This is a genomic window from Nostoc edaphicum CCNP1411, from assembly GCF_014023275.1.
Taxonomy (GTDB): domain Bacteria; phylum Cyanobacteriota; class Cyanobacteriia; order Cyanobacteriales; family Nostocaceae; genus Nostoc; species Nostoc edaphicum_A.
Genome location: NZ_CP054698.1, coordinates 6,550,719 through 6,571,930, shown reverse-complemented (window position 1 = coordinate 6,571,930; position 21,212 = coordinate 6,550,719). Strand labels below are relative to the sequence as shown.

Here is a 21,212-nt window from a genome sequence, read left to right as displayed (position 1 = left end):
CTAAATAAAATTAGGAGTTAGAAGTTTTAAACTCCTAACTCTTGTACAGACGCGATTAATCGCGTCTCCTAACTCTCTTCCCTACCCTCAAGTAATTTAGTTGCTTCTCCACTCGATCCATATAGCTCAACAAACCTTTTAAACAGTAATGCACTCTCGTGATTTGAAGTCCTACTTAAGTTGAATAAACGCTCTATATTTTTCTCCGCTAAAGCTCTGAGATATGGCAAATCTTCAAAAAGTGTCAAACAAGAAGCAAGATGCAATATTATTTGTAATAATGGCTTTGGCCACTCTAAGTCACTATAAATATCTATAAACAATTGATGCTCTGAGTCATTTAAAGGGAAAGCATGAAATATCACAATTATCCTTTTGTGATTATAGACTGGAATACTTAGTTCAACAGTGTAGGGAGTATGTAATATTAAATCCACCTCCACAGTTGGCTGTCGCCAAATTCTCAAAGGATTAGCTGGTGAATCTAATATCGTTTGAAATGTGATTTTACCACCAACATTTGTAGTTTCAAACTGGCTGATATTAAGAATTTTAAGATTATTAAGGCTAAATCTATGAACTGTTTCTAAATGTTTTAAGTTCAATAGATGATAAATTTGGCAAATATAGGGGAAAGGTAAAATATACTCCTGGCTAATCATGTGTAACTTTCTTATTTGAAGCTTTTTAGCTTGAGTACGAGCGAGATATTCTTGATATTGGCTGGGGTCTAAATCATGGCTATTGAAGCTTTCTTCTGGCTTTAAATATAGCCAACTCATAAAAAAGAAAGAGGCTGTAAATAGCTGAAATATTTCTATAGCAGATAAAGAACCATCGGCAAATGCAGCTATACTTCTATCGGTTATTCCGAAAAGCCAAGATGGAATACCAAAAAGCCAAATACTATTTTTTATTTTATCTATAAAAAGTGCTATTTCAACAATATTTGAAATATTGCTATCTGGAGTATTACTGAATTTATCATTAATAACATTAAAACATTTAATAGACATAATATTTTTACTTATTTTATATAGCTAGATTTATTTTAAATTAATTATAAAGATTCATACATGTTAACTACCTCTGTCTTTAGCTATATATAGAAATTGTGCTGATTACTACGAATTTAAATAAGCTCCTTGTAAATATGGTTACAAAATACAAGCTATTGTTATATACAATCCTGATTTCTATGTATATACAGTCATATTGAAATTAATTGTAATTCTTGCCGTTAAAGGATTTAAGATTATCCGATCTCATGGGAAACTTAAAACAACAACATTAATCAAATACTTATCATTACTAAATTAAAAAAATATCTCAGTTGGATAAAAAGATATATAAATATCCAGAGAAAAAGTTGATTTTCCCTGACATAGTAAAATGATCTATTTCTGTAGGATGAATAATGAATGATGCGTTAGGAATAAAAGCTTATACTTTAAAAGTAAGGAGTTATAATTTTTTTTTGTTACACAAAATATAGTAGGTAGTGCGTTGGACTTTTCCTCTATTTATAGCAACTGTGGTGTCTTCTGTGGTGGTGCATCGCATACTTGCAGTAGGGTTAACCATTATCTTATGCAAAGTACGAGGCTCCTATCTGGCAAAGTATCTGTGAAAATTACTGTAGAAGCCGTAAAATTGCTACTGTTAACACTGTATTATTTTTGAATATTTTCTGAAGATTTGTTTGAAACGGTAACAATGACTATTCGCCATGCGACTGAAACTGACTTGCCTGCAATTGTGGCAATTTACAATGCCGCAGTTCCCAGCCGCATGGCAACTGCTGACTTAGAACCAGTATCTGTAGAAAGTCGCCTTGTTTGGTTTAAGGGGCGATCGCCTTCACAACGCCCACTTTGGGTCATCGAAGTAGACGGAGTAATCGCTGGATGGCTTAGTTTCCAATCCTTTTATGGGCGCCCCGCCTATAGTAAAACTGCTGAAATTAGTATTTACATAGCCCCTAGCTTTCATCGGTGTGGTTTGGGACGGCAACTCTTAGCACAAGCAATTAGTGAAAGTCCTAATTTGGGTCTAAAGAGCCTAGTCTGCTTCATTTTTGCCCACAATCAGCCCAGTTTAAAACTCTTTGAGACATTTGGTTTCCAGCACTGGGGACATTTGCCTAAAATTGCCGAACTTGACAGCATTGAACGGGACTTAGTGATCATGGGACTGCAAATTAGTAAAACTGTTGTTTAAGGCGATCGCTATTTTCTTAAACTTGTAAATTAAATTCGGTCACAATTCGTCACCGAACGCAACTACTACCAACTAGTCTATGTTGGTTGGCACGGCTCAAAGCGACTGTATAGCACTGTCCTTCCCCTCGACATCATCACAACATAGCAAAGCAAAATTCGGATTCAACAAGATAGTACCGAAGTCGGAATTGCAAACCAGCTGGTTGAACTCGATGTTCCCAAAGAAGATATTGTTTTAAGCTTTGATACTCCAAAAATGCGACACTACACCGACTTTGCAGTAGGATGATCCGCCCCATTTTATTTAAAGTACAATCCTCATACTCAAATCTAGCCACTTCGATTGAGTAATCGGCGCACTGCTAGAAATATAGTCAACACCCGTTTCCGCCACACTGCGAATCGTTTCCAAAGTCACATTCCCGGAAGCTTCAATTTTCACACGCCTATCCTGCTGGCAAATCAACTGCACCGCCTGACGCATCATATCCAAAGGCATATTGTCCAACATAATAATGTCAGCCTTGTGCTGCAAAGCTTCTTTCACCTGCTCTAAACTTTCCGTCTCAACCTCTATGGTCAAGGGATAAGGAATCTGAGAACGAATACGGGTAACAGCTTCTCCAATTCCCCCAGCAGCAGCAATGTGATTATCCTTAATCATTACCGCATCATCCAAACCCATGCGGTGATTAATCGCCCCACCCAAAGCAGTTGCGTACTTTTCCAACAGTCTCAGCCCTGGTGTGGTTTTACGCGTATCCACCAACTGAGCAGGTAAGTCAGCAATTTTCTCTATATATATATTAGTCAGCGTTGCAATCCCACTCAACCGCATAGCCAAGTTGAGCGCCACCCGTTCTCCCATCAGTAGCGCATCCAGCGAACCATGAATTTCAGCTACTACCTGTCCCGGCTCACACCATGCGCCTTCAGTCGCAACCGCCACAAAGCTGACTTTTTCATTCAAAATTTGAAACACCCTAGCTGCAACTGGTAAGCCAGCAATTATCCCTGAAGCTTTAGCGATCCATTTAGCAGAGCCTAGAGTCACATCTTCTATTAGTAGGGTATTTGTAGTGCGATCGCCTCTACCAATATCCTCCATCAACCAGCCACACAACAGTGGATCTAAAACCAACCAGGGCGGCAGAATACCAGAATTCCTCACAACTTTAATTGCTTCCTTAGTGACATTTAGCAATACTATAGCCTAAAACCCTTACTCTCTAAGGCTTTGATAGTGACTAAGAAACAATCCAAAAATATTTTGGAAAAAGTAGTTGACACAATGAAGTAGGTTCGCTATATTGAATAAGTGCCTGAAGCGGAGCGCGAAAGAGCGACGCCTGAAGGACACCGAACCTTGAAAATATTATAGTTTGAAAGCCATTATACAACAAGTGGCCTGCGTCAAGCAAATAAAGAGAACTAAGCTGAAGTTTTAAAAGAGCAGCTAATTGAGCTATAGAGCTTTCCAATACAAAACGGAGAGTTTGATCCTGGCTCAGGATGAACGCTGGCGGTATGCTTAACACATGCAAGTCGAACGAAATCCTTCGGGATTTAGTGGCGGACGGGTGAGTAACGCGTGAGAATCTGCCTTCAGGTCTGGGACAACCACTGGAAACGGTGGCTAATACCGGATGTGCCGCAAGGTGAAAGGTTAACTGCCTGAAGATGAGCTCGCGTCTGATTAGCTAGTAGGTAGTGTAAAGGACTACCTAGGCGACGATCAGTAGCTGGTCTGAGAGGACGATCAGCCACACTGGGACTGAGACACGGCCCCAGACTCCTACGGGAGGCAGCAGTGGGGAATTTTCCGCAATGGGCGAAAGCCTGACGGAGCAATACCGCGTGAGGGAGGAAGGCTCTTGGGTCGTAAACCTCTTTTCTCAGGGAAGAACACAATGACGGTACCTGAGGAATAAGCATCGGCTAACTCCGTGCCAGCGAGCCGCGGTAATACGGAGGATGCAAGCGTTATCCGGAATGATTGGGCGTAAAGCGTCCGCAGGTGGCTATGTAAGTCTGCTGTTAAAGAGTCTAGCTCAACTAGATAAGAGCAGTGGAAACTACATGGCTAGAGTGCGTTCGGGGGCAGAGGGAATTCCTGGTGTAGCGGTGAAATGCGTAGAGATCAGGAAGAACACTAGGTGGCGAAGGCGCTCTGCTAGGCGCAACTGACACTGAGGGACGAAAGCTAGGGGAGCGAATGGGATTAGATACCCCAGTAGTCCTAGCCGTAAACGATGGATACTAGGCGTGGCTTGTATCGGCCCCGAGCCGTGCCGTAGCTAACGCGTTAAGTATCCCGCCTGGGGAGTACGCTAAAGCAACGGTGAAACTCAAAGGAATTGACGGGGGACCCCGCACAAGCGGTGGAGTATGTGGTTTAATTCGATGCAACGCGAAGAACCTTACCAAGGCTTGACATGTCGCGAATCCTGGTGAAAGCTGGGAGTGCCTTCGGGAGCGCGAACACAGGTGGTGCATGGCTGTCGTCAGCTCGTGTCGTGAGATGTTGGGTTAAGTCCCGCAACGAGCGCAACCCTCGTTTTTAGTTGCCAGCATTAAGTTGGGCACTCTAGAGAGACTGCCGGTGACAAACCGGAGGAAGGTGGGGATGACGTCAAGTCAGCATGCCCCTTACGCCTTGGGCTACACACGTACTACAATGCTCCGGACAGAGGGCAGCAAGCATGCGAATGCAAGCAAATCCCGTAAACCGGAGCTCAGTTCAGATCGCAGGCTGCAACTCGCCTGCGTGAAGGAGGAATCGCTAGTAATTGCAGGTCAGCATACTGCAGTGAATTCGTTCCCGGGCCTTGTACACACCGCCCGTCACACCATGGAAGCTGGTAGTGCCCGAAGTCATTACTCCAACCTTTCGGGGGGGAGGATGCCTAAGGCAGGACTGGTGACTGGGGTGAAGTCGTAACAAGGTAGCCGTACCGGAAGGTGTGGCTGGATCACCTCCTTTTTAGGGAGACCTACACCCCTTACATATCAAAAAGCATACAGCTATATAGATAGTAAGTTGGTCTAACCTAGGTCGGTCGCAGACATTTGTTGAAAGCTTTCAAACTATGATTTGGTTCGATATGGGCTATTAGCTCAGGTGGTTAGAGCGCACCCCTGATAAGGGTGAGGTCCCTGGTTCGAGTCCAGGATGGCCCACCTGAATCAATTAAAAATGTAAAATGCAAAATTAAAAATGAAGAAAATTCAATTTTTAATTTTTAATTATCAATTTTTAATTGTATCTGGGGGTTTAGCTCAGTTGGTAGAGCGCCTGCTTTGCAAGCAGGATGTCAGCGGTTCGAGTCCGCTAACCTCCACCTGTGGCGATTGCCAAAACAGAAAAACTAGTGAGAAATCAGCAACATGACTTAATTGAGTCAGACTGCTGAGTTAGTTCTCAGCCAGAACCTTGAAAACTGCATAGTAACGCGAAATTAGCAGGCAGACACAGACATTTTTTAGTGCTGAGTACTGAGTGCTGAGTGCTGAGTAAAATCAGTAGGAAGTGACGAAGTAAGCAGAACTAACTATTTGTGAATGCAATTTGTAGAACAGCAAATGTTTGAGTGGTCAAGTTAATAAGGGCTAACGGTGGATACCTAGGCACACAGAGGCGATGAAGGACGTGGTTACCGACGATATGCTCCGGGGAGTTGGAAGCAAACAGAGATCCGGAGATTTCCGAATGGGGCAACCCTTAATACTACCTGCTGAATATATAGGCAGGAGAGAGCCAACCCAGCGAATTGAAACATCTTAGTAGCTGGAGGAAGAGAAATCAAAACAGAGATTCCCTCAGTAGTGGTGAGCGAAAGGGGAAGAGCCTAAACCAATTGGTTTACCGATTGGGGTAGTGGGACAGCGATATCGAATCTGGAGGCTAGACGAAGCAGCTAAATACTGCACCAAAGAAGGTGAAAGTCCTGTAGTCGAAAGTTAAAGGATAGTAGCTGAATCCCGAGTAGCATGGGGCACGAGGAATCCCATGTGAATCAGCGAGGACCACCTCGTAAGGCTAAATACTACTGTGTGACCGATAGTGAACCAGTACCGCGAGGGAAAGGTGAAAAGAACCCCGGAAGGGGAGTGAAATAGAACATGAAACCGTTAGCTTACAAGCAGTGGGAGGACTATTTAAAGTCTGACCGCGTGCCTGTTGAAGAATGAGTAAAGCGACTTATAGGCACTGGTAGGTTAAAGCGAGAATGCTGGAGCCAAAGGGAAACCGAGTCTGAAAAGGGCGATAATCAGTGTTTATAGACCCGAACCCTGGTGATCTAACCATGGCCAGGATGAAGCTTGGGTAACACCAAGTGGAGGTCCGCACCGACTGATGTTGAAAAATCAGCGGATGAGTTGTGGTTAGGGGTGAAATGCCAATCGAACCAGGAGCTAGCTGGTTCTCCCCGAAATGTGTTTAGGCGCAGCGGTAATGATTATATCTGGGGGGTAAAGCACTGTTTCGGTGCGGGCTGGGAGACCGGTACCAAATCGAGACAAACTCTGAATACCCAGAGCACACATTGCCAGTGAGACAGTGGGGGATAAGCTTCATTGTCAAGAGGGAAACAGCCCAGACCACCAGCTAAGGTCCCCAAATCATCGCTAAGTGATAAAGGAGGTGAGAGTGCACAGACAACTAGGAGGTTTGCCTAGAAGCAGCCACCCTTGAAAGAGTGCGTAATAGCTCACTAGTCAAGCGCTCTCGCGCCGAAAATGAACGGGGCTAAGCGATGTACCGAAGCTGTGGGATTAACTTATGTTAATCGGTAGGGGAGCGTTCCGTCGTAGGTAGAAGCAGTAGCGGCAAGCAGCTGTGGACGAAACGGAAGTGAGAATGTCGGCTTGAGTAGCGCAAATATTGGTGAGAATCCAATACCCCGAAACCCTAAGGTTTCCTCCGCCAGGTTCGTCCCCGGAGGGTTAGTCAGGACCTAAGGCGAGGCCGAACGGCGTAGTCGATGGACAACGGGTTAAAATTCCCGTACTGATTGTAGGTTGTGCAGAGGGACGGAGAAGATAATTGTCAGCCGGATGTTGGTTACCGGTTCAAGCGTCAAGATGTTGAGAGACGGCGAAAACGTTTCGAGTTGAGGCGTGAGTACGACCCACTACGGTGGGGAAGTGGCATAGTCTAGCTTCCAAGAAAAGCTCTAAACACGTTAACTTACAGTTACCTGTACCCGAAACCGACACAGGTAGGGAGGTTGAGAATACCAAGGGGCGCGAGATAACTCTCTCTAAGGAACTCGGCAAAATGGCCCCCGTAACTTCGGAAGAAGGGGTGCCCACCTAAGACGTGGGTCGCAGTGAAGAGATCCAGGCGACTGTTTACCAAAAACACAGGTCTCCGCAAAGTCAAATCGACGCAGTATGGGGGGCTGACGCCTGCCCAGTGCCGGAAGGTTAAGGAAGTTGGTCAGGGGGAAACCTTGAAGCTAGCGACCGAAGCCCCGGTGAACGGCGGCGTAACTATAACGGTCCCTAAGGTAGCGAAATTCCTTGTCGGGTAAGTTCCGACCCGCACGAAAGGCGTAACGATCTGGATGGTGTCTCAGAGAGAGACTCGGCGAAATAGGAATGTCTGTGAAGATACGGACTGCCTGCACCTGGACAGAAAGACCCTATGAAGCTTTACTGTAGCCTGGAATTGTGTTCGGGCTTGGCTTGCGCAGGATAGGTGGGAGGCGATGAAGTATTCCTTGTGGGGAGTATGGAGCCAACGGTGAGATACCACTCTGGCGAAGCTAGAATTCTAACCCATGACCATTATCTGGTCAGGGAACAGTTTCAGGTGGGCAGTTTGACTGGGGCGGTCGCCTCCCTAAAAGGTAACGGAGGCGCGCAAAGGTTCCCTCAGCACGCTTGGAAACCGTGCGACGAGTGTAAAGGCATAAAGGGAGCTTGACTGCAAGACTGACAAGTCGAGCAGGTACGAAAGTAGGCGCTTAGTGATCCGACGGCGCAGAGTGGAATGGCCGTCGCTCAACGGATAAAAGTTACTCTAGGGATAACAGGCTGATCTCCCCCAAGAGTCCACATCGACGGGGAGGTTTGGCACCTCGATGTCGGCTCATCGCAACCTGGGGCGGAAGTACGTCCCAAGGGTTGGGCTGTTCGCCCATTAAAGCGGTACGTGAGCTGGGTTCAGAACGTCGTGAGACAGTTCGGTCCATATCCGGTGCAGGCGTAAGAGCATTGAGAGGAGTCCTCCTTAGTACGAGAGGACCGGGAGGAACGCACCGCTGGTGTACCAGTTATCGTGCCAACGGTAAACGCTGGGTAGCCAAGTGCGGAGCGGATAACCGCTGAAAGCATCTAAGTGGGAAGCCCACCTCAAGATGAGTGCTCTCACCACAATAAGTGGGTAAGGTCACGGGCAGAACACCCGTTCTTAGGCGGTAGGTGGAAGTGCAGCAATGTATGTAGCCGAGCCGTGCTAACAGACCGAGGGCTTGACCTCACAACTCATTTGCTCTACTTATTAATAATTCGCGTTACTTGCAGTCTTCAGGGTTTCTGAAGTATTAGAAATGTAAAATTTCAAAAGTCATTTTTAATTTTACATTTTTAATTTTTAATTCCCATCAGGTTTTCCTGGTGTCTATTGCGCGGTGGAACCACACTGAACCCTTCCCGAACTCAGAGGTGAAACGCTGCTGCGGCCACGATAGTTTAGGGGTAGCCCTACGCAAAAATAGCTCGATGCCAGGTTCTATTTTTCAAACAAAAAGCCCCAAGCAATCATAATTGCTTGGGGCTTTTGTTTTTCCTGAATTTTGAGTATGGTAATTTTTGTTGATGTCGATGACACTCTTGTTCGCTCGGTTGGAACGAAACGAATTCCAATACCCAGTGTCATTAAAGTAGTTCGACAGTTAAAGGCGCAAGGAGCAGTACTGTACTGCTGGAGCAGTGGAGGCAGTGATTATGCTCATGCTTCAGCAAAGGAGTTTGGACTAGAGGATTGCTTCGCTGGTTATCTCCCAAAGCCAGAAGCAATGATTGATGATCAACCATTTCCGGCTTGGCGAAGCTTACGCCATGTGTATCCATTGCAGGCTGACAGTTTGCTCAGTGAGTAGGATTCTGGACGACTGTGATAGAGCGATCGCCCTGTTTGATAAGATGGTTGGCATAGTTGGAGAAGTTCATAAGTCGTTCGTTCACCCTATGACAACCAAGAAATATGTTTACTGGCAAGATGAGGAGATGTGGCTTGGCTATCTCCAGGAGTATCCAGACTACTGGACTCAGGCAGAAACCGAAAAAGAATTGAAGGAGAACTTAAGTGATATTTACAAAGAATTAACGAATGGGACAATTCCCAATGTCGGAAGAGTGGCTGAACTTGAGGTATCGTGAAACGACGGGACTTGATCAAACACCTGGAAGAAATGGGTTGTGTCTTTATTTTTGAAGAATTATTTTGTACTTTTGAATTTAAAAAATGTCCCGTTCTGGATACACACTTCCCGTCTTTGCTTGCGCTGCTGCTGTTGCAGCTTTACACTGGTTAAACGATCGCCAATCCCTAACTTTAGCATCTGTAGATTTAATTGAACCCGCTCAAATCGCAGAAATCCCCATTGAACAGGTCGCAGGACTATCTGAAAGTATAGTTTTGGCGATCGCTCGCAGCGATCCCGGTGATAATCTTGACCTGACTAAAAATACACCGATTTGGGCATTGGTGGAATGGCGAGAACAGGGTGATGATGCAGTAATTATTAAAGGTGGGGAAGGGATTGGTAGGCAATTAAATGCTGATGACAAGCCAGCCATTTATGCTTATGCTCAAAGGCTGTTGCAAGAGAATTTGCAACGAATGCTGGCACCTGGGGAAAAAATCACGGTGACGATTATTCTACCCGAAGGGCGATCGCTAGCTGTTCGGACTTCAAATTCTGCTTTTGGTGTGGTTGAAGGACTTTCGCTTTTAGGCACAACTGGTATTTCTCAACCCTTAAGTACGCCAGATCAGCTTGCAGTTTTTCGGGCGGAATTACAAAATAAAGCCAGTCGTTTTGAGAGTTTAGTATTTTGTATCGGCGAAAATGGCCTAGATTTGGCGCGTAAACTAGGGATTAATCCTGAACAATTGGTCAAAACTGCTAACTGGCTTGGCCCAATGTTAGTAGAAGCTGATGTGCTGGGTGTGAGAGAAATATTATTATTTGGCTATCACGGTAAGCTGATGAAACTGGCAGGAGGGATTTTTCACACTCATCACTACTTGGCTGATGGAAGGCGGGAAATTTTGGCAGCGCACTGTGCGATCGCAGGTTTAAAATTACCAGATATCCAAGCTGTGTTTAATAGTGCTACCGCCGAAGCAGCACTAACATATCTAAAATCGCTAGATGCTGCAACTGGCAGTGATTGGGTAAATCAAGTTTACAGTGCGATCGCCGAAACCATCGATGTTCGTTCCCAAGAATACATCCAAAGCCATAGCCAAAAGGGCACAGGAACTACAGTCTGTGGCTCTATCCTCTTTGATCGCGATCGCAAAATTATTGTGAAGAGTAAAACTGCTGGCCTGTTGATGGGAAAATTATGTTAATTTATTATGAATAATCGTAAACAATCCAAATAAATAATCTTTTAAGTAACCACTCTAAGGTAAGTTTATCGTTTTAATACCATCTCCGACTCCGGGACTAGACAAGCGCACATAACCTCGCGTTTGTCTAGGGCTTCTATACCATTATCAGCCTAACCAGGCTGAATAATAGCATCACTATAGACCACAAAGCATCTATCCTTAACAGACATAATACTCCCGTCATGAATACAGCGGTGACTCTACCAACAGAACAAGCGCCCCAAACATTGGAAAATTTTGGGCGGCTTGATCGCCAATTGATTGTAATTCTGGATTTCGGCTCTCAATATTCTGAGTTGATTGCCCGTCGCATCCGCGAGACTCAAGTATACTCTGAAGTTTTATCCTATCGCACTACTTCTGAACAATTGCGCCAACTCAATCCCAAAGGAATCATCCTCTCCGGTGGGCCGAGTTCGGTTTATGGTGATAACGCTCCCCATTGTGACCCAGAAATCTGGAATTTGGGAATACCCATTTTGGGTGTTTGCTATGGGATGCAGCTGATGGTGAACCAACTCGGTGGCGAAGTAGCAAAGGCCGATCGAGGTGAGTATGGCAAAGCATCATTATATATTGATGATCCCACAGATTTGCTCACCAACGTCGAAGATGGCACCACCATGTGGATGAGTCACGGAGACTCAGTTATCCAAATGCCATCGGGGTTTGAATTGCTGGCACATACAGAAAATACTCCCTGTGCTGCCATTGCTGACCACGAAAGGAAACTTTACGGCGTTCAGTTCCATCCAGAGGTGGTGCATTCTCTTGGCGGGATTGCATTAATCCGTAATTTTGTCTACCATATCTGCGATTGCGAACCCACTTGGACAACAGCGGCTTTTGTCGAAGAAGCAATTCAAGAAATTCGCGCTAGAGTTGGCGAGAAGCGGGTGCTGTTGGCGCTGTCTGGTGGAGTGGATTCTTCTACCCTGGCCTTCTTGCTGTATAAAGCCATTGGTGAACAACTGACTTGCGTGTTTATCGATCAAGGCTTTATGCGAAAGTATGAGCCAGAGCGATTGGTAAAGCTGTTCCAAGAGCAGTTTCACATTCCTGTAGAGTATGTTAATGCCCGCGATCGCTTTTTAGCTAGAGTTGCTGATATCACAGATCCTGAAGAAAAACGCCGCCGCATCGGACACGAATTTATTGCTGTATTTGAGGAAACATCCAAACGTCTTGGTCACTTTGACTATTTGGCTCAAGGGACTCTTTATCCAGATGTTATCGAATCTGCTGACACCAACGTTGATCCCCAAACTGGTGAGCGGGTAGCGGTGAAAATTAAGAGCCATCACAATGTTGGCGGTTTGCCCAAAGACCTAAGATTTAAATTGGTAGAACCACTGCGGAAACTATTTAAAGATGAAGTCCGCAAAGTTGGGCGTTCCATTGGTTTACCAGAAGAAATTGTCCAACGGCAACCTTTTCCTGGGCCTGGTTTGGCAATTCGCATCTTGGGGGAAGTCACATCTGAGCGGTTAAATATTTTGCGTGATGCCGATTTGATTGTCCGGCAAGAAATTAACCAACGCGGTATGTATCATGATTTCTGGCAAGCATTTGCTGTATTGCTGCCAATTCGTAGTGTTGGCGTTATGGGGGATCAACGCACTTACGCTTACCCGATTGTTTTGCGGATTGTGACCAGTGAAGATGGCATGACTGCTGATTGGGCAAGAGTACCTTACGATGTCTTGGAAGTGATTTCCACTCGGATTGTGAATGAGGTGAAAGGAGTAAATCGGGTGGTTTATGACATTACCTCTAAGCCGCCTGGAACTATTGAATGGGAGTAATCAAGTTTTGAGTTGACTTAACTAAAAGTTCATCACTCTTGGCTATAGTTCAGATCCCTTGCAGTAGATTAGATTCATATACAGTAGTCTGCAAGTTAATCAGTTAAACCTTTTCAACTCAAGAGCCAGGTATAAAGCCTAGTACAACACGGTGTAAATCTAGCTACTATCTCAATTAAGCAGACAAGTAGGGGCAATTCATGAATTGCCCCTACTTGAGCAACTGATTAAAGGTAGGCAAGGTTCCATCACAGTGTACTAGTATACTTCTGACTCCTGCTGTATTTCAAAATGGCAATACCGCCATGACTCGTTTTAAGCCTCGGCATTGTCTATTTTTTTTGAATTTCGGTTTACTAAGAGCAAGAATGTCGCAAAATCCCGTATTTGCTAAATTTTAAGTAACTTTACTACTTTTAATTTTAAAAAGCTTTCATCAAAATCCAAACTTGTTAGTAATAAAGCAGTGAGTAATTACCAAGATTATTCTTGAAATCCAACTATTCGTTAAAGTTAATTTTTAAATGTAAAGGAATTTAAACACCAACATAATTTTATCCAGTCAATAATTATAAATGCCAGCGAACAATGAACCATCAATTAGATGGTAACTAGACAAATTGAATTATTGTCTAGAAAAGTAGACGGGATCGCAGTAAAATTACCAATGGTGTGGTTACTGAGAAAAAACAAGCAGCTCATTAGAAATAACTTTCATTTGATCAACGTTAATAGAGATGTCATGGAACCTCCTCTCCCCCTTGCTGGCTTAAACATCCTCGTAGTTGATGATGATGACGATAGCCGCTTTTACATTACTACCGTATTGGAAGCTGATGGAGCAACCATCATGGCAGTTGCATCGGCAGCGGTAGCATTGAATGTACTACCTGAGTTGCAACCAGATGTCTTGATTTGTGATATTGCTATGCCTGGTGAAGATGGATACACCCTAATCCGCAAGATCCGGGCGCTAAATGATATTTATGGAAAACTCCCCGCTATCGCCTTAACTGCCTATGGTGACAGCGAGTATCGTAGCCGTGCTCTCGAAGCAGGCTTTCAGACTCATGTGGCTAAACCAGTTGATCCAGGAGAATTAGTTGCGATCGTCGCAAATTTGGTTGCTTCTTATAAGAGTTAATACAAAGATGCATAGACTTATTATTTGTTATTTCCGTCAGGAGTAGTTAAAAAGGTGTGATTGCAGTCTTGAGGAAACTTGAAACACCAATTCTGTCATCAAAAAGCTTGAAATATTTATAAAATAGTGTATTTATCATGTAATTTCTTGTGAGTTACCTTCTGCACAAACTCATTCAATTTATGATAATTTTCTTGAAATTGTTTTTGACTGCGGTGATAATTTGCTTTGGAAAAAGTAGAAATATCTCCATTAAATTCCAATACGGTTCAGTTAAGGGCTATTGGCAAAAATTTTGGGTTTTCGAGACGCGATAAATCGCCGTCTCTACAAGTGTTTTGGTCTTATCTGAACTGTATTGCATTAAATTCTGTGTTATTTAATCTTTTAAATAAACTCGCATACTTGAAAATTGCTAGAGACTATTTTGCTCCAGTTTCAAAGCTAATTTGCTCAGACTTATATGTTGGTGGCTCGACGTGAATTAAAATCCTCACTGGACGAAACTGTTCTTCTAACCGGCTTTCTACTTCTTCGGTTATGTGGTGGGCGGTTTCTACATCTGGTGCATCTACTATTAAATGCATTTCGATGAATACTTGACGACCAAGAACGCCGCGAGAAGCGATCGCATGACAGTTAATTACACCTGGAACAGAAGTAGCGATCGCATGTATTGCTTCTGGTGCGATCGCCATTTGATCTACAAGCCAAGGCAAATTCTCTTTTAAAACTGACCAGCCACTCCAAAATACCAGCAAGGCGACAGGAAAAGCTAACACCAAATCCATCCATTGATAACCTAGCCAAACTCCTATCAATCCGCCAATTACAGAGATTGTCACCCAAATATCGCTCATGGTATGTGTGGCGTCAGCTATGAGAATTGAGCTACCTACCCGCCTACCCACAGCACGTTCGTAAAACGCCACAAAAATATTCACGCCCAGCACAATTAGTAATAACCACAACTCAGGTGGCGAAATTCTCACAGGTTCACCACCACCTTTGAGAATTCGTTCGATTGCTCCTTGCAGAATTTCAAAACAGGCTATTCCTAAAAATGAGGCAATTCCTAAAGCTCCCACTGCTTCAAACTTACTGTGTCCGTAGGGATGCTCGCGATCGGGTTGTGGAGAAGAAAATTTACTCGCAATTAATCCTAAAACGTTATTGGCGCTATCTGTCACACTATGCAAGGCATCAGCTAGCAAACTCAAAGAACCTGTCGAGTAGCCTACAACTGCTTTTAATGCCAGTACAAACAGGTTGAGCAGTAGGGTAATAATTAAAACCTTTTGTACTTCGCCACGGTTATCGTAAGTCATAGATAATTTATCACATCAAGTTCTATGACTTCTAATGTAGACCTCAAAATACAAATAAATACAAATAAAGTGTATCAAAGTCTTACGCAGTAAGAACTAAATATCTCTGGAGTCTCTATATTTTATGCCAATTTGTTGAGACTCTTTATAACTAACAACAGCTACAAGCTCGATGGACATTAATAATATATTTACAAATAACAGCGTATTTTTATCATTAATTCTAGAAATATTTTAATTAATATTCTTCCTCATACATCCACTTAGGTCATATCGAATTGTATTCAAAGATATTATGACCACTATATTTGTCTGTATTTACTCCGAATAACTGACGAGCTTAATGAGTTTTATTTACTACTTTATAAGGATAAGAAAGCCCACAATTTATTCAGAAAAGGGTCAACATTTGAGGATGTCAATGGGACACTAAATCGCCTGGACATCCTGGTGAACAATGCGGAGGTCGCCGCTTTGGCTCTGATCGACCAGTTCTCACTGGATGATTTTGACCGACTCATCGCGATTAACGTCAGGGGCGTATTTGTGGCAACTCAGGAGGCTGTCCGCCACATTGGTGAGGGGGGACGGATTATCATGATCGGCAGCATCAACAGTGACATCATGCCATTTGCTGGTGGCTCCGTCTACGCTTTGACCAAGGGTGCGATCGCCAGTTTTACGCGCGGTCTTGCCCGTGATCTCGGCCCTCGTGGCATCACCAACCCGGCCCCGTGGACACCGACATGAACCCGGCCGAGGGTTCCTTTGCCGACAATATGAGAAGCATGATCGCCCTCCAGCGCTACGGTCGGAGTGAAGAAGTTGCCGACATGGTTTCCTATCTTGCCAGTGCCGAAGCTGGTTTTGTCACGGGTGCGAGCCTGAAAATTGATGGTGGCTTCGCAGCCTGATTCGACGGGTAATGCTCTTATTGCAAGCTAATGAAAGCCTGTTACGTAGTAAGCACTTTCAGTGCTTAAGACAAGGACTAAAGTCCTTACTACAAACTTATTTACCAAGCATTGTTGGCTTGACGGACTACTAGTACAGCACGGCGGAAATAAACCACCCATTCCCAATCAATAAAACCCTTACGCTGTCTTCATTTTTAATTTTTAATTTTTAATTTTTAATTCCGTCTTGCGGTACTAGTGGTTTTTGAATCAGACACAGGGAAACATCAGATTGGGATTCAGGCCCCTTCTTCCGGTAATATCAGTACTTATCAAGAAGTTTTAATAAAAAAGATATGTCTTCAATTCCTCTAACATTGAATTTAATTGAAGGTTCAGTCTCCTTCAGTTTTTCACCCCAAGCAGCACGAGAATTAAAGACAGCGACGGATCAACTGATGGAGCGCCTGAAAGCGATCGCCGCTAAACCCACTCCTGGCGGTGGTAGAGTCACTCCCCAGCCTCCCTTGGAATATCGTTATACGGGTGAAGTATTTTTAGAAGTTTTTTGTAATCCTAATATCTGGCCAACGCCCTTCGCAGCCAAAGTTTTGCTGACTGTCCGCAACGTCAACATCCGCTTGACTACTGAAGCTGAACTTACTCGCATTATTGAAGACATTAATCAGTACTTAGAGCAAGTAGCATAATAGTTGAAATGGTTTTGCTATGCTTTCAAGATTTTTGAAGAAAAATACTATATAAAACAGGAGTCAGAATACAGAATGGGCTACGCCCCGCTGCGCTAAAAGAATTGGTGAATGCTCTATCCCTTTATGGGTAGAGTTTTAAGGCGAGAATATTTTAATTTTTTTCGCCCACTATTCCACTCGCTTTTAACCAAATATTCGTCACCCACTCGTACAGAATTCATACGCTCATTCTGACCGAAGCTAACGGAAACGTCTCCGGCTCTGCTCCTGAGTTCTGAATTCTTCATACAAATTTTGGATTTTATCAGAGTTGAGCCAGTTGCTTGCGGAAGTTCCCTTTGGTGTGCGTTAGCCCTAGTCAGCAAACTTTTCAAGACGGATTTTGGCTTTGAACAGCAAGTAGGTTGACGCTTCCCTCAACTAAGCGATGCAATGAATTACGAGTCAAAAGTGAAGTTCCTACACTTCTATCAGATCAATGTAGGAACTTCACAGAATTTACATACTAGACTCAAGCCGTGACATCAGATGTACAGAACAAATGGTTCTGATGCCTTCTTTAACTTGAAAAGTTGTATAAATTCAGACTCTAATACTTCTGTGTTAATGAAAAACGCAAGATTCTGTATGGGGCAATGCTCATGAAAAACCAGAGATTATCCCCCAGATTGGGCGTTGAATCGTTGATGGTGACATCCACACATCGAAAATAAGCTCCCAATCCCAAACCGAAATCAAACATTGATTTAGTCGTTATCCCACTGTTCACGACCAATTAGATCGCCAATGCGATCGCGCAACAAAAAGTCACATTTCTCTAATTCACATTCAACGCAAACCCACTCTCTCGCTGGAATGTATTGGCAAAGGGTATATATTGGCTGTTGTCGGCTAATCATTCCCTTTTGCACCAGTCGGCGTGCTTCGTCTTGAATCACATCTAGAGAGTAGTAATTGATAGAAGGCACCGTATTCACACTCATGGTTTTTACTCACAAATTAACACTTACGATAGTGTTCCCGTTAATAATTAGGAACAAACATTACAGAAATTAGACTTGTGGCTAGGATTTTGTAGTTTGCTATACGGAACTATTTTTATTTTGACGCTACACATCCTAAAATAATCTCAAGAAATGTTAAGAAAGTCAACGAATCCTGACATTTCTCGAAAATCCGCTTTACAAAAAAAATTCCAAGTAGTTAACTTAACCTGCATCTGTAGCTGTATGGCTTTGATGCCACAAGTCTAAAAGTCTTGCCATTACTGTATTTAGGCAAGATTTGGTAGTTGATATCGCGTAGGCGTAGCCCGCCGGAGGAATCGCTCACATATCAAATAATCACTTTAAAGCTAGGTCTAGAACTGCTGGTATTCATCTAAGAGTAAACAACACAAGAATATTTGTCAGACACTAGGGTATAAACTGCTGCAAAACATAACGGCTAAAGTACACTACTAAGCCTTTTACCTTAGCATCTATTAACAATTTCTTAAGTAAGACAGTAATCAGTTGGTTATTTTCAGCACTAATATTACATAGGTTTATTTTGAAAAACATCTGTAAAAGGGTGGAGTAATACTAATTCGTAGCTTGAGACAAGTAGCATTTATGCATCTACATAAAAAAGTTGGTGCTTCTACTACCTTTTTGCATTGACGATCTTCTCCCTGTTTTGAACTTTAGTTCCAGCCTGTCCCTCTCCAACTAGGAGAGGGACGGTTTTGCTTAAAAAACCTTTTGATTCGGCTCATTAGACGGACAGCCGTCGAATTCACATTGCAGTAGAGTAAAAACAAAAGCCAAGACAAACAGAAAGCCCATACATGCAACTACCGATCGCTGAAGTAGGTTATGGTCACATTAAAACAGACGCGATCTAGTCACGTCTGTAAACTGTTTGGCGGATTTGCTGAGATTAATTGTTCTGAAGTTACATTGTTGTTTTAGTTACTTATTCGGAGAATTCCTGATCATTTTGATCAGTGCTGTCTTCTACTGCTACGAGATTTTCTGGAGGACGGTCATGATTAAGTTGGTTTAGTAGTGCCAATACTTTATTACCGCGTTCGATGGAGCGATCTTCGAGAAATATTACCTCTGGTGTACGACGTAGGCGTACCCGCGCCCCAAGTTCGCTGCGGACATAACCCGTAGCGGACTTTAAGCCTGCCATTGTTTCTTCTTTAGCTTCATCTGTACCATAGATGCTGACGTAGATTTTGGCGTGTTGGAGATCGCCAGAAACATCAACATCAGTAACACTGACCATTCCAGTACCCACACGGTCATCCTTAATGCCGTTGAGCAGCATTTGGCTAACTTCCCGTTTGATCAGTTCAGCAACGCGGGAAACCCGACGATTTGTAGCCATAAAAATTTCGCCTCATCACAGAGGTTGTACGACAAAAATAGATGCAAGTTGGGTAGACAGTACTTAGCGGGAGCAACGCTAAGAGCAACCGTCTGTGGGGCACAGCCCCGATATAGCGCTAGTCTAGATTGGACTCAAGCCCAGCATTGCCCGTAGGGTGAAAGTAAGGAAGACTAGGCTGCTCACAAATAAGCCCAAGAGGGCGATCAATGTGACCGGACGCTTCAACAGTGGCACTAATGGTGCAAAGGTGTTCAGAAACAGTCCTAAGACAATAGTAATTAAGTACCGGGGGTAGCGAAAGACGTTATCCCAAAATCCGTCAAACATCTGAATGTAAACTGCCTTGTTATATACTTACGTTTGTTTTGATATGCTTTATCTACTCAATTGTAATATATGTGGCTGGAAAATTAGTCAGTTAATATAAAATACGGCTCGTCGGTTATATTAGCTTTATTTAGTCACGATTATTTTCAGTTAAATCGTAAGTAAATGGTAATTCAAATCCCCAAAGAAACTAGCCCGCGTCCATTTTTGAAGTGGGCTGGGGGTAAAAGTAGGTTGATACAGCAATATATTCCTTATTTTCCCAAGAGTTATAAAAATTACTATGAGCCATTTTTAGGTGGTGGTGCAGTTTTTTTCTATCTCCAACCAAGTGCAGCGATTTTAACTGATATTAATGCCGAACTAATTAACACTTATTGTTGCGTTAGAGATCATCTTGAAGAATTAATTTGTCTCTTGAAAGAGCATAAAATCCGACATAATAAAGATTATTATTATAGTGTAAGAAACAACTCTGTTGGTACTGATTTAGAACAAGCTGCTCGTATAATTTATCTTAATAAGACTTGTTTTAATGGTCTTTATCGAGTTAATTCACAGGGGAAATTCAATGTACCTTTAGGCAGATATGAAAATCCCAATATTTGCCCTGAAAATTTACTGAGAGTAGCCTCCGTAGCACTTTCTCATGCAGAAATTAAACAAGCAGATTTTACAGAAGTGCTAAATCATGCGACTAACAATGATGACTTTGTATTTTTTGATCCGCCCTACCATCCTATCAGTGAGACTAGTTATTTCACTGCTTATAGTCAAAATTGTTTTAGTAAAAAAGACCAAGAACTTTTAAGAGATACTTGTGCAGAGTTAGCAAGCCGTGGTGTCAAGGTTATGGTATGTAATTCTGATAGCGAATTTATTAGAAGAATTTATACTGATATTAATTTTGAAACCTACAAAATCAACGCATCTCGCTCAATTAACTCAAATATAAAAAATAGAGGCATGATTCACGAACTATTAATTACATCTTTTAAAGATTTTTATTTGCCCACGCAATAAATCTGTCTAAGCTATAAACTGCTAATAAATTATGGTTATCATTCACTCTTGCTTTTAGCCATTTGCTTGCCCCTTCTCGCATACCTTCACCACCTAAAATTACAATAGTTGGTGCAGGATAATAATTCTGGATGTTCATGTTCAAATAAGGAAACTTTTCATCGACAGAACCGGGGCTTTCTTGCCACTTGCACTCAAAAATTAAACCAGATGGCATTGCAGGTGAACCAACAACATAAAAATCAACCTTCAGATCGGTATGATAAATTCCAGTCCCAATATAAACTTCTTTGCCATAACGTTTTGGCAATAAAGCAGCATTTAATATAAATTCTTTTGGGACATAGTTCCCGACTTGGAAATAATTATGCCCATTTAAAATTGCTTCTACATTTCCTTCTAAAATATTACCAGACTTATTTGCCCGTCCGCCTTGAGTCAGAGCCATCCTGAATCCCTCTGCCAAAAGTCCTGCTTATTATAGGATTTCACAGAAGCAGTAAAAAAGGTTCAGTTGCTTAATATGAATTTTTTATTTTGACTAAACAAGATTGGATTAATGAGTAAAGAATCCGAATTTCTAGTATTTATGTACTAAATAAATACAAATGTATTAATAATTTGGATAAGGAACGAGTTACTAATTCAGGAAAGTATAAAAGAAAAGGAAAATTCCATTTCTTTTTGCCTCTTAACCTCTCTAATAACTGAAATTGAGCTTGGATAAATTTTAGTGATTTCGC

The 21,212-nt window shown here is 42.8% G+C and carries 18 protein-coding genes, 2 tRNA genes, 3 rRNA genes and 2 pseudogenes; 16 read left to right on the top strand and 9 right to left on the bottom strand.

Annotated features, from left to right (window positions below):
- Nucleotides 1-68: 68 nt before the first annotated feature.
- The gene (locus HUN01_RS30475; RefSeq protein ID WP_181929297.1) at nucleotides 69-1,016 is read right to left on the bottom strand and encodes a hypothetical protein; all 948 of its coding nucleotides are present in this window, start codon (nucleotides 1,014-1,016) and stop codon (nucleotides 69-71) included.
- 700 nt (nucleotides 1,017-1,716) lie between these two features.
- Here HUN01_RS30475 and HUN01_RS30470 point away from each other — a divergent pair.
- Together HUN01_RS30470 and HUN01_RS36450 are read left to right on the top strand one after the other, a co-directional pair.
- The gene (locus tag HUN01_RS30470) at nucleotides 1,717-2,220 is read left to right on the top strand and encodes a GNAT family N-acetyltransferase (protein ID WP_181929296.1); all 504 of its coding nucleotides are present in this window, start codon (nucleotides 1,717-1,719) and stop codon (nucleotides 2,218-2,220) included.
- Between the two features lie 33 nt (nucleotides 2,221-2,253).
- Nucleotides 2,254-2,511, top strand: a pseudogene (locus HUN01_RS36450) (element excision factor XisI family protein).
- 15 nt (nucleotides 2,512-2,526) lie between these two features.
- Here the strand turns inward: HUN01_RS36450 and nadC are convergent.
- On the bottom strand, nucleotides 2,527-3,330 hold the full coding sequence (nadC, locus tag HUN01_RS30460) for a carboxylating nicotinate-nucleotide diphosphorylase (RefSeq protein WP_420832822.1): 804 nt from the start codon (nucleotides 3,328-3,330) through the stop codon (nucleotides 2,527-2,529).
- Between the two features lie 376 nt (nucleotides 3,331-3,706).
- Here nadC and HUN01_RS30455 point away from each other — a divergent pair.
- From HUN01_RS30455 to HUN01_RS30410, 10 genes are all read left to right on the top strand, one after another.
- Nucleotides 3,707-5,205, top strand: a 16S ribosomal RNA gene (locus HUN01_RS30455).
- Between the two features lie 123 nt (nucleotides 5,206-5,328).
- Nucleotides 5,329-5,402: transfer RNA gene (locus HUN01_RS30450), tRNA-Ile, on the top strand.
- Between the two features lie 88 nt (nucleotides 5,403-5,490).
- A tRNA-Ala gene (locus HUN01_RS30445) sits at nucleotides 5,491-5,563 on the top strand.
- Between the two features lie 251 nt (nucleotides 5,564-5,814).
- Nucleotides 5,815-8,709: ribosomal RNA gene (locus HUN01_RS30440) — 23S ribosomal RNA — on the top strand.
- A 133-nt stretch (nucleotides 8,710-8,842) separates the two neighbouring features.
- Nucleotides 8,843-8,960, top strand: a 5S ribosomal RNA gene (gene rrf, locus HUN01_RS30435).
- The 16S, 23S and 5S rRNA genes sit together here with 2 tRNA genes alongside, the layout of an rRNA operon.
- A gap of 71 nt (nucleotides 8,961-9,031) precedes the next feature.
- Nucleotides 9,032-9,331 (top strand): DUF705 domain-containing protein, encoded by a 300-nt coding sequence (locus tag HUN01_RS30430; protein ID WP_181929295.1) that lies wholly within the window; start codon nucleotides 9,032-9,034, stop codon nucleotides 9,329-9,331.
- Nucleotides 9,324-9,611, top strand: a complete 288-nt coding sequence (locus tag HUN01_RS30425; RefSeq protein WP_238845743.1) for a hypothetical protein — start codon at nucleotides 9,324-9,326, stop codon at nucleotides 9,609-9,611. Before HUN01_RS30430 ends, HUN01_RS30425 begins: the two co-directional genes overlap by 8 nt.
- Nucleotides 9,612-9,696: 85 nt before the next feature.
- Nucleotides 9,697-10,812, top strand: coding sequence for a cobalt-precorrin-5B (C(1))-methyltransferase CbiD (gene cbiD, locus HUN01_RS30420; protein ID WP_181929294.1), 1,116 nt, complete (start codon nucleotides 9,697-9,699; stop codon nucleotides 10,810-10,812).
- A 224-nt stretch (nucleotides 10,813-11,036) separates the two neighbouring features.
- Nucleotides 11,037-12,659 carry a glutamine-hydrolyzing GMP synthase gene (gene guaA / locus HUN01_RS30415; RefSeq protein WP_069073694.1) on the top strand — a complete coding sequence of 541 codons (1,623 nt, stop codon included), beginning with the start codon at nucleotides 11,037-11,039 and terminating at the stop codon, nucleotides 12,657-12,659.
- 742 nt (nucleotides 12,660-13,401) lie between these two features.
- Nucleotides 13,402-13,803 carry a response regulator gene (locus tag HUN01_RS30410; protein ID WP_069073696.1) on the top strand — a complete coding sequence of 134 codons (402 nt, stop codon included), beginning with the start codon at nucleotides 13,402-13,404 and terminating at the stop codon, nucleotides 13,801-13,803.
- A 122-nt stretch (nucleotides 13,804-13,925) separates the two neighbouring features.
- On the opposite strand, the pseudogene HUN01_RS35745 reads toward HUN01_RS30410, so the two are convergent.
- Together HUN01_RS35745 and cdf31 are read right to left on the bottom strand one after the other, a co-directional pair.
- A pseudogene (locus HUN01_RS35745) lies at nucleotides 13,926-14,060 on the bottom strand (IS4 family transposase); the annotation flags it as partial.
- A gap of 165 nt (nucleotides 14,061-14,225) precedes the next feature.
- Nucleotides 14,226-15,131 (bottom strand): CDF family zinc efflux transporter Cdf31, encoded by a 906-nt coding sequence (gene cdf31 / locus HUN01_RS30405; protein ID WP_181929293.1) that lies wholly within the window; start codon nucleotides 15,129-15,131, stop codon nucleotides 14,226-14,228.
- 450 nt (nucleotides 15,132-15,581) lie between these two features.
- Here cdf31 and HUN01_RS36280 point away from each other — a divergent pair, with 450 nt between their 5' ends.
- The 3 genes from HUN01_RS36280 (at nucleotide 15,582) to HUN01_RS30395 (ending at nucleotide 16,737) form a co-directional block, all read left to right on the top strand.
- Complete coding sequence (locus HUN01_RS36280) at nucleotides 15,582-15,881, top strand: SDR family NAD(P)-dependent oxidoreductase (protein ID WP_257798029.1); 300 nt, start codon at nucleotides 15,582-15,584, stop codon at nucleotides 15,879-15,881.
- Nucleotides 15,878-16,045: an SDR family oxidoreductase gene (locus HUN01_RS36275; protein WP_257798027.1), complete on the top strand. Its 168-nt coding sequence runs from the start codon at nucleotides 15,878-15,880 to the stop codon at nucleotides 16,043-16,045. The genes HUN01_RS36280 and HUN01_RS36275 overlap by 4 nt, the downstream gene beginning before the upstream one ends.
- Before the next feature lie 338 nt (nucleotides 16,046-16,383).
- Nucleotides 16,384-16,737 (top strand): hypothetical protein, encoded by a 354-nt coding sequence (locus tag HUN01_RS30395; RefSeq protein WP_181929292.1) that lies wholly within the window; start codon nucleotides 16,384-16,386, stop codon nucleotides 16,735-16,737.
- Nucleotides 16,738-17,486: 749 nt separating this feature from the next.
- On the opposite strand, the gene HUN01_RS30390 is transcribed toward HUN01_RS30395, so the two are convergent.
- From HUN01_RS30390 to HUN01_RS30375, 4 genes are all read right to left on the bottom strand, one after another.
- The gene (locus tag HUN01_RS30390; RefSeq protein ID WP_069073690.1) at nucleotides 17,487-17,723 is read right to left on the bottom strand and encodes a DUF4327 family protein; all 237 of its coding nucleotides are present in this window, start codon (nucleotides 17,721-17,723) and stop codon (nucleotides 17,487-17,489) included.
- 432 nt (nucleotides 17,724-18,155) lie between these two features.
- Complete coding sequence (locus HUN01_RS36700; RefSeq protein WP_181929291.1) at nucleotides 18,156-18,302, bottom strand: hypothetical protein; 147 nt, start codon at nucleotides 18,300-18,302, stop codon at nucleotides 18,156-18,158.
- Between the two features lie 394 nt (nucleotides 18,303-18,696).
- Entirely contained in the window at nucleotides 18,697-19,116 is a 420-nt protein-coding gene (gene rbfA / locus HUN01_RS30380; RefSeq protein ID WP_181929290.1) for a 30S ribosome-binding factor RbfA, read from the bottom strand.
- Between the two features lie 123 nt (nucleotides 19,117-19,239).
- Nucleotides 19,240-19,446 (bottom strand): DUF751 family protein, encoded by a 207-nt coding sequence (locus HUN01_RS30375; RefSeq protein WP_084227060.1) that lies wholly within the window; start codon nucleotides 19,444-19,446, stop codon nucleotides 19,240-19,242.
- A 165-nt stretch (nucleotides 19,447-19,611) separates the two neighbouring features.
- Here HUN01_RS30375 and HUN01_RS30370 point away from each other — a divergent pair, with 165 nt between their 5' ends.
- Nucleotides 19,612-20,469, top strand: a complete 858-nt coding sequence (locus tag HUN01_RS30370) for a DNA adenine methylase (RefSeq protein ID WP_181929289.1) — start codon at nucleotides 19,612-19,614, stop codon at nucleotides 20,467-20,469.
- On the opposite strand, the gene HUN01_RS30365 is transcribed toward HUN01_RS30370, so the two are convergent.
- Nucleotides 20,441-20,917: a PD-(D/E)XK nuclease superfamily protein gene (locus tag HUN01_RS30365; protein ID WP_163929464.1), complete on the bottom strand. Its 477-nt coding sequence runs from the start codon at nucleotides 20,915-20,917 to the stop codon at nucleotides 20,441-20,443. The genes HUN01_RS30370 and HUN01_RS30365 overlap by 29 nt on opposite strands.
- Nucleotides 20,918-21,212 lie beyond the last annotated feature (295 nt).

Excerpts from the sequence above, each read along its gene's own strand:
- HUN01_RS30475 (WP_181929297.1), bottom strand. The coding sequence starts at position 1,016 with ATGTCTATTAAATGTTTTAATGTTATTAATGATAAATTCAGTAATACT.
- HUN01_RS30470 (WP_181929296.1), top strand. The coding sequence starts at position 1,717 with ATGACTATTCGCCATGCGACTGAAACTGACTTGCCTGCAATTGTGGCA.
- nadC (WP_420832822.1), bottom strand. The coding sequence starts at position 3,330 with ATGGAGGATATTGGTAGAGGCGATCGCACTACAAATACCCTACTAATA.
- HUN01_RS30430 (WP_181929295.1), top strand. The coding sequence starts at position 9,032 with ATGGTAATTTTTGTTGATGTCGATGACACTCTTGTTCGCTCGGTTGGA.
- cbiD (WP_181929294.1), top strand. The coding sequence starts at position 9,697 with ATGTCCCGTTCTGGATACACACTTCCCGTCTTTGCTTGCGCTGCTGCT.
- guaA (WP_069073694.1), top strand. The coding sequence starts at position 11,037 with ATGAATACAGCGGTGACTCTACCAACAGAACAAGCGCCCCAAACATTG.
- HUN01_RS30410 (WP_069073696.1), top strand. The coding sequence starts at position 13,402 with ATGGAACCTCCTCTCCCCCTTGCTGGCTTAAACATCCTCGTAGTTGAT.
- cdf31 (WP_181929293.1), bottom strand. The coding sequence starts at position 15,131 with ATGACTTACGATAACCGTGGCGAAGTACAAAAGGTTTTAATTATTACC.
- HUN01_RS36275 (WP_257798027.1), top strand. The coding sequence starts at position 15,878 with ATGAACCCGGCCGAGGGTTCCTTTGCCGACAATATGAGAAGCATGATC.
- HUN01_RS30395 (WP_181929292.1), top strand. The coding sequence starts at position 16,384 with ATGTCTTCAATTCCTCTAACATTGAATTTAATTGAAGGTTCAGTCTCC.
- HUN01_RS30390 (WP_069073690.1), bottom strand. The coding sequence starts at position 17,723 with ATGAGTGTGAATACGGTGCCTTCTATCAATTACTACTCTCTAGATGTG.
- HUN01_RS36700 (WP_181929291.1), bottom strand. The coding sequence starts at position 18,302 with ATGTTTTTCAAAATAAACCTATGTAATATTAGTGCTGAAAATAACCAA.
- rbfA (WP_181929290.1), bottom strand. The coding sequence starts at position 19,116 with ATGGCTACAAATCGTCGGGTTTCCCGCGTTGCTGAACTGATCAAACGG.
- HUN01_RS30375 (WP_084227060.1), bottom strand. The coding sequence starts at position 19,446 with ATGTTTGACGGATTTTGGGATAACGTCTTTCGCTACCCCCGGTACTTA.
- HUN01_RS30370 (WP_181929289.1), top strand. The coding sequence starts at position 19,612 with ATGGTAATTCAAATCCCCAAAGAAACTAGCCCGCGTCCATTTTTGAAG.
- HUN01_RS30365 (WP_163929464.1), bottom strand. The coding sequence starts at position 20,917 with ATGGCTCTGACTCAAGGCGGACGGGCAAATAAGTCTGGTAATATTTTA.